The organism is Gemmatimonadales bacterium (assembly GCA_035502185.1).
GTDB lineage: Bacteria > Gemmatimonadota > Gemmatimonadetes > Gemmatimonadales > JACORV01 > Fen-1245.
The window spans coordinates 1-10,254 of the sequence record DATJUT010000085.1; the positions used below are offsets into that span (position 1 = coordinate 1).

At 73.1% G+C, this 10,254-nt stretch carries 10 protein-coding genes and 1 tRNA gene; 1 reads left to right on the forward strand and 10 read right to left on the reverse strand.

Going from position 1 to position 10,254, the window contains the following annotated elements:
* Positions 1 to 563: hypothetical protein (locus tag VMF70_11085; GenBank protein ID HTT68565.1), on the reverse strand; the 563-nt coding region annotated here is incomplete at its 3' end.
* A 193-nt stretch (positions 564 to 756) separates the two neighbouring features.
* Here VMF70_11085 and VMF70_11090 point away from each other — a divergent pair.
* Positions 757 to 903 (forward strand): hypothetical protein, encoded by a 147-nt coding sequence (locus VMF70_11090; protein ID HTT68566.1) that lies wholly within the window; start codon positions 757 to 759, stop codon positions 901 to 903.
* A 147-nt stretch (positions 904 to 1,050) separates the two neighbouring features.
* Here VMF70_11090 and VMF70_11095 read toward each other — a convergent pair.
* From VMF70_11095 to amrA, 9 genes are all read right to left on the reverse strand, one after another.
* Positions 1,051 to 1,122: transfer RNA gene (locus VMF70_11095), tRNA-Gly, on the reverse strand.
* 46 nt (positions 1,123 to 1,168) lie between these two features.
* Positions 1,169 to 2,602 carry a hypothetical protein gene (locus VMF70_11100; GenBank protein HTT68567.1) on the reverse strand — a complete coding sequence of 478 codons (1,434 nt, stop codon included), beginning with the start codon at positions 2,600 to 2,602 and terminating at the stop codon, positions 1,169 to 1,171.
* Positions 2,603 to 2,675: 73 nt separating this feature from the next.
* Positions 2,676 to 3,830 (reverse strand): threonine synthase, encoded by a 1,155-nt coding sequence (locus tag VMF70_11105; GenBank protein HTT68568.1) that lies wholly within the window; start codon positions 3,828 to 3,830, stop codon positions 2,676 to 2,678.
* Positions 3,831 to 3,836: 6 nt separating this feature from the next.
* Positions 3,837 to 5,648 carry an excinuclease ABC subunit UvrC gene (gene uvrC / locus VMF70_11110; protein HTT68569.1) on the reverse strand — a complete coding sequence of 604 codons (1,812 nt, stop codon included), beginning with the start codon at positions 5,646 to 5,648 and terminating at the stop codon, positions 3,837 to 3,839.
* A complete protein-coding gene (gene murJ, locus VMF70_11115; protein HTT68570.1) occupies positions 5,641 to 7,209 on the reverse strand; it encodes a murein biosynthesis integral membrane protein MurJ in 1,569 nt (522 codons plus the stop codon). Before murJ ends, uvrC begins: the two co-directional genes overlap by 8 nt.
* 2 nt (positions 7,210 to 7,211) lie before the next feature.
* Positions 7,212 to 7,508, reverse strand: coding sequence for a hypothetical protein (locus VMF70_11120; protein ID HTT68571.1), 297 nt, complete (start codon positions 7,506 to 7,508; stop codon positions 7,212 to 7,214).
* A 9-nt stretch (positions 7,509 to 7,517) separates the two neighbouring features.
* Positions 7,518 to 9,086 (reverse strand): bacillithiol biosynthesis cysteine-adding enzyme BshC, encoded by a 1,569-nt coding sequence (bshC, locus tag VMF70_11125; GenBank protein HTT68572.1) that lies wholly within the window; start codon positions 9,084 to 9,086, stop codon positions 7,518 to 7,520.
* Entirely contained in the window at positions 9,083 to 9,802 is a 720-nt protein-coding gene (locus VMF70_11130) for a methyltransferase domain-containing protein (protein ID HTT68573.1), read from the reverse strand. The genes bshC and VMF70_11130 overlap by 4 nt, the downstream gene beginning before the upstream one ends.
* A partial coding sequence (gene amrA / locus VMF70_11135) for an AmmeMemoRadiSam system protein A (protein HTT68574.1) occupies positions 9,799 to 10,254 on the reverse strand: 456 nt, incomplete at its 5' end. The genes VMF70_11130 and amrA, both read right to left, overlap by 4 nt.

Consider the following 10,254-nt stretch of genomic DNA (forward strand, 5'->3'; position numbering starts at 1 on the left):
CCCGGCACGACGACCACCTGGGTGTGGAACCGGATCCCGCCCGCGGCGAACGACTCGAGCTGCGGCAGGATCTCGGGAGCCTTCGGGTTGCGGAGGACGCGGCGCCGCACGGCGGGGTCGGTGGCGTGCACCGACACGTACAGCGGCGACAGGCGGTACTCGAGGATCCGCCGGACGTCCTTGTCCTTCAGGTTCGAGAGGGTGGCGAAATTCCCGTACCGGAAGCTGAGCCGGTAGTCGTCGTCGCGGATGAACAGCGGCTTCCGGGCGCCCTCGGGGTTGCCGTCCACGAAGCAGAAGTCGCAGCGGTTGTTGCAGCGCCGGATTCTGGGCGGCTCCAGGACGACGCCGAGGGGCAGTCCCTCCGGTCGCTCGACGTCGTACTCGGTCTCCTCGCCGGCCGCCGAGCGCACGTGGAGGACGAACGACTCGTCGCCGGTCAGGAACTCCCAGTCCAGGAAGTCCACCAGCTCGCGGCCCGCGACCGTGAGCAGCTCGTCCCCGCTCTTGAGGCCGAGCTGGTCACCGAGGGACCCGGGCGCGACGGCGGCGACACGTAACATATGGCCTGTGATGATACAGCGTAACGCGTTAATCCACAATACATTCTGCTCCGGCCTTCAAGCGATGTGCGAGCCTCGCGGACAGGACACAAATCGAGCCGCCACACGGTGTTTCGCGTGCCGGCTCGAGCCGCCGCGGCTGGCGCGTCAGGGTCAGGCCAAGCCGGGCTGGAACGCTCCGTAGCCGCGCGCCATGCCGGTGGCGGCGAGGACCATTGCGACGAGGATCAACGCCTGGGCGAGGCCGATGCGGGCGAACACCTCGCTCGCCCAGAACGTGCGCGAGCGGGCGCTGCTGCTGACGCGCGCCGCGGCGTGCGCGACCCCGGCGCCGGGGTGACCGCACTCTGCGTGAGCCCGGACGCGACGACGGGGACAGGTTGCGCCGAGCAGTCGGCGACCCACTGTCCCCGCCTTGTCCCCGTCATCGCATCTTGGCGATGACACATCAACCATCAAGACACAAGCTGCAGCGCCATCAACCAGGAGCGGGCGACCGGATTCGAACCGGCGACGTCCAGCTTGGGAAGCTGGCATTCTACCCCTGAATTACGCCCGCTGATGGGGCGCAACCTACGAAGGCCGCGCCCCCCCGTCAACGATCCTCACTGCACCTTGTACTTCCAGGCCAGGATCCCCCGCCCGTTCGCCGCCAGGTTGAAGTCGTACGACTGCCCGGGGTTCCCGTTCCCGTTGAGGTCCGGCAGCTCGACCGTCTGCGTCGCCACCACGTCGCACGCCGCGTTCAGGAACTGCACGGCCAGCGTGAAGCCCTTCAGGGGCTGGGTCCTCAGGTTGGTGACCATCCCGTGGAACGTCGCGGACGTGTCACCCGGCTCGAAGCGCAGCACCGCCATCTCCCACGGCAGCGAGTCGGCCTTGAGCAGCACCCGCAGGGTGGAGTCCTTGTTCCCGTTGTCCTGCCACGCCCGCGCGAGCATCTGCAGCGAGGTGCGGTTCATCGAGTCCACCGCCACCAGCCGCCGCGCGGCGTCCAGCATCTTCACCGAGTCCTTCTGCGCCAGGTAGACGTTGCTGAGGTTGAACAGCCCGTCGCGATCGCAGCGGTCCTTCGCCAGGCCCAGCTCGAAGGCCCGCGCCGACAGGTCGAACTGCCGCGACCGGAACAGCGCCGTGCCCGCGTCCATCAGGTCCAGGGCGTCGGCCGAGTCCGTATGGGCCAGCATCGAGTCGTACACCATCCGTGCGTCGGCATCGTGGTGCTGCGCCACCAGCACCATGGCCAGGCTCGCCTGCGCCGGCAGGTCCCGAGGCCGGATCTGCAGCACCTCCCGGTAGGTGCCCTCCGCCTCGTGATACCACTCCATCTTCACCACGCTGTCCGCGACGTTGCGCCGCTGAGCCTCCGCGTGCACCCGCGCGGTGTCGTTCGCCTCGCGCGTCATGAGCCGCGCCGCGTTGAACAGGGCCGTCTCCCGCAGATCCGCCATGGTGCGGTCTTCCGTGGAACGGGCCGCCAGCCGGAAGTAGACGATCGAGCTGTCCACGCGGTTCTGGTTGTAGAAGATGTTCGCCATGTTGAGGTAGGAGTTCGGGCGGGCCCGGTAGATCAGGTTCGCCCTCCGGTACAAGGCCAGCGCGGAGTCGGGGTTGTCGTTCATGATCTGCGTGGCCTGGTTCTGCAGCGGGACCCACTCGTTGAAGCGCTCCCGCTCGATCTCCCGCTTGCACTCCGGATCGGTGGCCGCTTCCGCCCTGGTGAACGCGGAGTCCGCACCGACCAGGTCGTGGTTCAGCACGTACAGCTGCCCGTACAGATACCACAGGGTCGCCGGGTCGGCGCCCCCGCCCTTCGCCGCGTCGCTGAGCAGCCGCGTGGCGTCCGCGATCCGGCCCCGCTTCACGTCCTCGTATTTCGTGGCCTTCGCCTGGTCGAGGTGCTGCTTGGCCCCGTTCAGGCGGAAGTTCCCGCGGTAGTCGAGGTGACGACACTCCGGCGCCGCCTGGCCGAGGGCCGACGTGAAGGAGAACGCCAGCGCCGCCAGCGGCGCGATGATGGTGAGACTGCGCGATGCCATTACCTGTACCTCCATGGAGATGAAACCACCCAAGTACCTAAAGATTCACGAGTTAGCTGACTGCGTCAACACCTTACTTGAGGTCCCTGCCGTACAGCACGCCGGCCCCCGTGTTGAAAACTACGACCCCCGCGGCGGGCGCGATGAGCCCCGCGGCGAGGAGCCTGCGGGCCGCAGCCACGGCCGCGCCACCCTCCGGGCAAGCGTCGATCCCCTCCCGTTCCGCCAGGAGCCGGGCCCCATCCACCAGATCGGGGTCCGCGACGGCGACCGCCCCTCCCCCGCTCTCGCGCAGGGCCCGCAGCATCAGCGCTCCCCCCAGGGGCGCCGGCACCCGAAGCCCGCTGGCCACGGTTTCCGGGTCGGGCCACGGCTCGCACCGCTCAGCGTGCGCCTCCCAGGCCCGCACGACGGGCGCACAGCCGGCCGATTGGACCGCGAACAGGCGCGGCATCGGCCCGGAGACCCAGCCGGACTCGATCAGCTCCCCGAAGGCCTTCCACATCCCGATCAGGCCGGTCCCGCCGCCGGCGGGGTAGATGATCGCCCCCGGGAGGCGCCAGCCCAATTGCTCTGCAATCTCCAGGCCGAGGGTCTTCTTTCCCTCGATTCGGTAGGGTTCCCGCAGTGTGGAAAGGTCCATCGCCGAGTGCTCGGCGGCGTAGGCCCTGGCCCGGGCTCCGCAGTCGCCGATGTGACCGTCCACCAGCTCCAGGTCGGCGCCGTAGGCCGCGATCTGGCCCAGGAGCGGCCGGGGAGTGGAGCGCGGCGCGAAGACCTTGACCGGGACGCCGGCCCGGGCACCGTAGGCGGCCGCGGCCACTCCGGCGTTCCCCGCCGTGGGAAGCACGAACCGCCCGGCCCCTGCAGCGACGGCCCGCGTCACGGCAGCCGACAGCCCGCGCGCCTTGAACGAACCCGTCGGGTTCGCGGACTCGTCCTTGATCCAGAGGTTCGCGGCACCGAGGGCTGCTCCCAGGCGGGCAGCCGGCAGGAGCGGCGTGCCGCCCTCTCCGAGCGTCACCGGCCGCTCCGACTCGCGCAGCGGCAGCAGGGCACGGTAGCGCCACATGCCTTCCCCGGTTGCGGCGGGCGGGAGCGACGGCTTCCCGGGATAGCGGGTCGCGTACCGCACCAGCCAGGGCGACCCGCAGTCCCCGCACACCGTCGGCAGCCCGCCGGCGCCCTGCCGCTTGCCGCACCCGGAGCACTCGAGCGTCCAGTCCATCGCGCGTCAGCTCCGGGAGGCGAGGTGGGAGAGGATTCGCTCGGCGAGGGGCCGCGAGACGCCGGGCACCGCCGCCAGCTCCTCGGCGCTCGCGGACTGCACCCCGGCCAGGGAGCCGAAACGCTCGAGCAGGGCGCGCCGGCGCGCCGGCCCCACGCCCGGCACGGCCAGCAGCTCTGAGGTGAGGGTCCGAGCCGCCCGGCGCTTGCGGTTGAAGGTCACCGCCACGCGGTGGGCCTCGTCCCGGGCCCGCTGCATCAGCTTCAGGGCGGGGCTGCGCCGGGGCAGCCGCAGAGGCTCGGCGCGCGAGGGCAGGTACACCTCCTCGTCGCGCTTGGCGAGCGAGGCGAACGCCAGCTGCTCGGACAGACCCAGGCCGCCGGCCGCGGCGAGGGCCGCGTTGAGCTGGCCGCGCCCGCCGTCCACCAGCAGCAGCTCGGGGAGCTGGCGCCCTTCGTCGCTGCGCCGCTTCAGCCAGCGCGTCACCACCTCGGTGAGCGACGCGAAGTCGTCCTGCCCCTCCACCAGCTTGACCTTGAAGGTGCGGTATTCGCTGCGGCGGGGCCGGCCGTTCTCGAACCAGACGATCGCACCCACCGTGTCGCGCCCCTGCGCCGTGCTGATGTCCACGCAGGCCATCCGCCGCGGGACCGCGGCCAGCCCGAGGTCGCGCCCCAGCGCGTACACCGGGTCCTCCGCCCGCTCGGCGCCCTCGAAGGTCTCGAGGCGCAGCGTCTCAAGCAGGTGGCGCGCGTTCTGGTCGGCCAGGTCCGTCAGCCGGCGGGCGGTGCCGCGGCTGGGGATCGCCCAGCGCGCGTCGCCGAAGGCCTCCGCCAGCGCGGCCTCGTCGGCCGGCGGGCACGGCAGGTAGGCCACCGGCGCGCGGCGATCGCCGGCGAGGTAGGTGCGCACGAGAAACGCGGTCAGGATCTCGTTCTCCGGCACGTTCTCGACGCCGACGAGAAACGTGTGCTCGCTCCCCACCAGCTTGCCGTCCCGCACCCGCAGCACCACTGCGCAGGCGTCGTCCTCGTCCCGCGCCAGGCCGATCGCGTCGCAGGTGCCGCCTCCGACGCGCTCGACCGTGGGCGGCTCCTCGATCTGGTCGATCCGCTTCAGCGCGTCCCGCAGCTCGGCGGCCAGCTCGAAGTCGGTGGCCGCCGAGGCGGCCTGCATCCGCTCGCGGAGGTGCTGGCGCACCTCGAGGGTCTTGCCCTCGAGGAACAGCAGCACGTCCTGGATCATCCGGCCGTAGGCCTCGCGGCTCTCCCAGCCGACGCACGGCGCGTGGCACTTGTGAATGTGGTAGTCGAGGCACGGCCGGTCGGGAGCGTCCGCGGGCAGGTCGTAGCTGCAGGACCGCACCGTGAAGATGCGGCGGATGACGCGCAGCGTCTGTCGCAGCGCGCCCACGTCGGTGTACGGCCCGAAGTAGCGGGCGCCGTCCTCGGCCGCGCTGCGGGTCACCAGCACCCGCGGGAACGGCTCGCGGACGGTCACGGCCAGCCACGGATACCGCTTGTCGTCCCGCAGGTCCACGTTGAACCTGGGGTGGTACTCCTTGATCAGGTTGTTCTCGAGCAGCAGCGCCTGCGACGCGCTGGGGGTGACGATGGTGTCCAGGTCGGCGATCCGCTCGCGCAGCAGCTCGAACCGCGGGTTGGCGGCCGCCTCGTCGCCGAAGTACCACCGCACCCGGCCGCGAAGGCTGCCGGCCTTGCCGACGTACAGCACCGTGCCGTCCGCGTCCTTCCACAGGTAGACGCCGGGCGCGTCGGGCAGCGCCTCGAGCTTGCGCTGCAGGACCTCGTCAGGCACGGCCGGGCCTCCACGCCGCCACGGCCCGGGCGGCCGGAATGCGGAGCGCCAGGGTCGCCGCGCCGTAGACGAGCGCGTACGGCACCAGCACCACCAGGCCGGTGGTCACCGGCCCCAGGCCGGACGCGGCGCGCCACAGCCCGACCGCCGCCGCGCCCGCCGCGATCGCCGCGCCCCACAGCTTGAGCAGGTACCCGCGGGCGAAGTGGGTGGCGCCGATCCGCGCGGCCAGCGCTCGCCTGAGCAGCGCGAACTCGACCCACGCCGAGAATCCCGCGCTGGCGGTGAGGCCAACGGCGCCCCACTTCAGCTCGACGCCCAGCAGCGGCGGCAGCGGCACCGCGCACAGGAACCCGAGCACGGTCGTGAGAACGACGCGGACCACGGCGAAGCGCAGCGGCGTGCGCGTGTCGCCGAGCGCGTAGAAGGTCGAGGCCGAGAGGCGGCTCAGCGTGGACGCCAGCAGGCCCACGGCGGAGCCCGCCAGGATGCCCCACACGTAACGGCTGTCCACGGCCCGGAACCGGCCGGCCTGGAACAGCGCGGCCACCAACACCTGGCCCAGCGCCAGGAAGGCCATCGCGCAGGGCACGATGAAGTAGGCGATGCGGTGCAGACCGTCCTCGAGCTGACGGCGCAGGGCCGCGTGCCGCTCGGCCTCGCTGCCGCCCGTGGCCGACATCTCCGGCAGCGCGGCGGCCGAGACCGACATCCCGAACAGGCTCACCGGCAGCGTGTACAGGAGCTGCGCGTTGGCCAGCGCCCCGACGGGGTCGTTGCCCAGCAGGCTCGCGATGACGGTGTCCACGAACGCGCTGATCTGGTTGACGCCCCGCCCGACCAGCGCCGGCCAGAAGTTGCGCACCACCGTGCGCACCTCCGGGTCCGCCGTGCTCGCCGACACCCTGAGCCCGCGCGCCAGCCGCAGGACGACCGGCACCTGCACCAGCACCTGCAGCAGGCTGCCGGCCACCGCCCCCCAGGCGATGATGACGGCCAGCCGCTCCGCGGCGGCGCGGCGGCCGGCGATCGCCGCCGCGATGATGGCGGCGTTCCACACCACCGGGGCGGCGTAGGAGAGGAAGAACTTGCGGTGGCTGTTGAGGATGCCGAGGCACCACGCCGAGAAGACCAAGATGCCCGTGGCCGGGAACAGGATCCGGACCAGCGTGATGGTGAGGAGGCGCTTGTCGCCCGTGAAGCCCGGCGCCAGCGCACTGACCACCAGCGGCGTGGCGCCCACCCCGAGCGCCACCGCCGCCGCCACCACCAGGCCCAGCAGACCGGCCACCGCGCCGGCCACCCGGCCCGCCTCCTCGTCCCGTCCCTGCCCCACCAGGCGCGCGTAGACCGGAATGAAGGACGCCGACAAGACGCCCTCGCCGAACAGGTTCTGCAGCAGGTTGGGGATGCGGAACGAAGCGCCGAGGGCGTCGGCCACGAGGCCGAGGCCGAAGTAGCGGCTGATGACGTGCTGGCGGACGAATCCCGCGATCCGGCTGAGGAGGATCCCGGCGGCCACCAGCGCCGACGAGCGCCCCGGCCCCGGCGACCGCGGCATGTCTAGGAGCTGGACTTGGGCAGTGACTTGGGCGCGGCCGCGCGGTGCGCGGGGTCCTCGAGCAGCCGCTGCATGTACTGGTGCTCTTCCTGAATCTGGGCGAGCTGCCGGTTCACGGTCTCGAGCTCGGTCTCGAGGATCCCGACCTTCTTGGACAGCTCCTTGAGGTCCGCCCCGTCCTCGACCTTGCCGCCCTGCATCCGCTCGACCCAGGCCCGGACCACCGGGGAGTCGAGCACGATCGCGGTGAGCGGAATCATCAGCGCGAAGGCGATGAGAACGATGACGGCGACACCCATCCTCGAAACCTAGGCCCCGCGCGGGGCGGCTTCAAGTAGCCGCTCCACGTGGGCCCGCGCCGCCTGGCGCAGCGTCTCGAGCAGCGGCCGCCCGTGGCGGGCCAGGTAGCTGGCCGCCGTGAGCACGCGCTCCTGCGGCTTGCCCCCGGGGAAGAGGCTCGCGCGCGCGCGGGCCAGCTGCTGCAGCGCGGTCTCGTTGCTCCGCTTCAGCGCCGCCACCAGCCGCTTCTCGATCTCGTCCACGGCGTGCAGCGCCTGGTTGCGCGCCGTCTCCACCGGCCGCTCCAGCGTGCGCTCGACGCCCACGGCCGCCGCCTGCACGGCCGCGTAGCGCTCGTCCAGCGCGCGGCGCAGCGCCGCCAGCGAGCCGGCCGCGTCCGCCGGGAGCGCGTCGCGCACCAGCGCCGAGGCCAGCTCGCCCTCCGGCCGCGCCAGGTCCGGGAGCGCGACGCCCAGGCGCTCCAGCACCTTGTCGGTCTTCGCCTCGACGAGGAAGCCCGTGAGCCGCGGCGTCGCCACCGGCCTCGGCACGGCCAGCCGCTCGAACACGGGGCCCACCTGCCGCAGGTAGCCGAGCTCGGCCGGGCCGCCGACGTAGGCGACCGTGGGCAGCACCCGGGCCTCGACGACGGGCCGCAGCAGCACGTTCGCCGACAGCCGCTCGGGCTCGGAGCGCAGCAGGGCCTCGGCGTCCGCCAGGGTGAACCGCTCGCCCGACCGGCGGGTCACGAACGCCGCCCCGTCGATGCGCAGCCGGTCCCGCCCGCCGGCGCCTTCCACCATGACCAGGCTGAGCCCCTCGCCGACGGGCACCGGCGGCTCCTCGCCCGAGCGCGCCAGCTCGGCGGCCCGGTGCGCCAGCGCGTCGTCGAGCGCCTGCGCGGAGCGCAGCGCCTCGAGCACCGCCGGGGCCGCGGCCTGCTTGAGCGACCCGTCCCAGCCGCGGCACACCACCACGCCGAAAGGCGCGAGCAGCTCGGCGAGCGCCGCGGCGTGCGCCTCCGCCATCGACCGCTCGGGCCGGTACGCCCCGCTCAGCCAGCCGAGGGTCTCCGCCCGGAAGTCGCTCGGCGGCAGGGCCTCCTCCAGCGCCGCCAGCGCCCGTGCCACGTCAGCGCCCACGGTCTCGCGGTACGCCGGCAGCATGGGCGCCTCGGCGGCCCGCTCGCGCAAGGTGATGGTCCGCACCCCGCCGTCGCCCGCGATGACCGCGCAGTGGTCGATCTCCGCGAAGTCGTGGTCGTCCCCCGCGACCCAGAACACCGGCACGACCGGCCGGGACCACCGCGCGGCGAGCGCCTCGGCCAGGGCGGCCGCCGTGAGGGCCTTGTAGATCGTGTAGAGCGGCCCGGTGAACAGGCCGGGCTGCTGCCCCGTGGTCACGGCCAGCGCCCGCCCCGCGAGCAGCGCTTCGCGCGAGCGTGCCGAGGGCCCGGCTCCCTGCTCGGCGACGGCCACCAGCGCCGCGGCGGCAGAGGACGGGAACGCCCGGCCCGACTGGGCCGCCTGCGCCGCGGCGAACGGCTCCGGCCCGAGCGGCGGCGGCCCGCCGGGCGTGGCTTCGAACCTCACCGTCACGGCTTCTCCGCCAGCAGGATCACGCGCGGGCTCTCCGCACCGCTGGGTCCTCCCTCGTAGTCGCCCAGGGCCGCGACCGGCCGCAGGCCCACGTCCAGCATCATGCGCTCCAGCTCGGCGCGGGAGAACAGCCGCACCCGCTCCGTGAAGGTGCGGCTGTCGTCGCTCAGGTGGATGCTCTTCTCCACGAAGCGGCCGTCGTCCGAGACGCGCCGGTCCTGCACCACCACCGCTTCGCCGAACGCCTGCTCGTCGTGCGGCACCAGCGCCGCCCTCACGGCCGGCGCGTTGAGGTAGTCGAGCACGAACCGGCCTCCGCGGCGCAGCACGCGGGTGACGGCGCGCAGGACCCGCTGGTGCTCGCCGTCGCGTACAAAGTAACCGAAGCTGGTGAACAGGTTCAGGACGGCGTCGAACGAGCCGTCGCCGAAGGGCAGCGCGCGCATGTCGCCCCGGACATAGCGGCCGCCGCCGCGCCGCCGCGCCGCGCCGAGCAGCGACGCCGAGAGATCGAGCCCCGTGACCCGGGCGCCGCGGCGCCGCAGGGCCTCAGCGTGCCGGCCGCCGCCGCAGGCGAGGTCGAGCACCCGCTCGCCCGGCTCCACCCAGCGCCGCGCGGCGAGCAGGCCCACCAGGCGCTCGGCCTCGTCCTCGTCGCGGTGCAGATAGACGTGCAGATACTCTTCGCCGAACCAGCGCTCGAACCACTCCGTCACCGGCCGGCCCGGCCCGGCACGACCTGCGCGCCGAAGGCGTACAGCTCGGTGTCGGGGTCGCGCCAGGCCTCCGCCGGCAGCAGCGCCTTCCGGCACACGCCGCGCAGGAACGCCTCGCGGTCCCAGCCCTGCTCGGGCGCCACCTGCGGGAGCAGGACCCCGGAGCGCTCGCCCCGCCGCACGATCAACCCGTCGCGGCCCGGCACGACGTCGTCGGGCCGCACGCGCCGGCTCGGGGTGAGCACCGAGACTTCCACCTCGACGTCCGCCAGCTCGTCGGGCGCCACGGGCGCGAACCGCGGGTCGTCGCGCGACGACGCGACCGCCATCCGCCGCACGGCCTCGCCCACCGGCAGGTCGGCCTCCAGGTGCCCGAGGCACCCGCGCAGCGCACCCTGGCGGTGCAGCGAGACGAATACCCCCCGCGGCTCGGCCAGCTCCGGCGACGCCGG

Bases quoted from the DNA above. Each gene is read 5' to 3' on its own strand.
- VMF70_11105 (HTT68568.1), bottom strand. From the start codon at position 3,830: ATGGACTGGACGCTCGAGTGCTCCGGGTGCGGCAAGCGGCAGGGCGCC.
- VMF70_11090 (HTT68566.1), top strand. From the start codon at position 757: ATGCCGGTGGCGGCGAGGACCATTGCGACGAGGATCAACGCCTGGGCG.
- VMF70_11100 (HTT68567.1), bottom strand. From the start codon at position 2,602: ATGGCATCGCGCAGTCTCACCATCATCGCGCCGCTGGCGGCGCTGGCG.
- murJ (HTT68570.1), bottom strand. From the start codon at position 7,209: ATGCCGCGGTCGCCGGGGCCGGGGCGCTCGTCGGCGCTGGTGGCCGCC.
- VMF70_11120 (HTT68571.1), bottom strand. From the start codon at position 7,508: ATGGGTGTCGCCGTCATCGTTCTCATCGCCTTCGCGCTGATGATTCCG.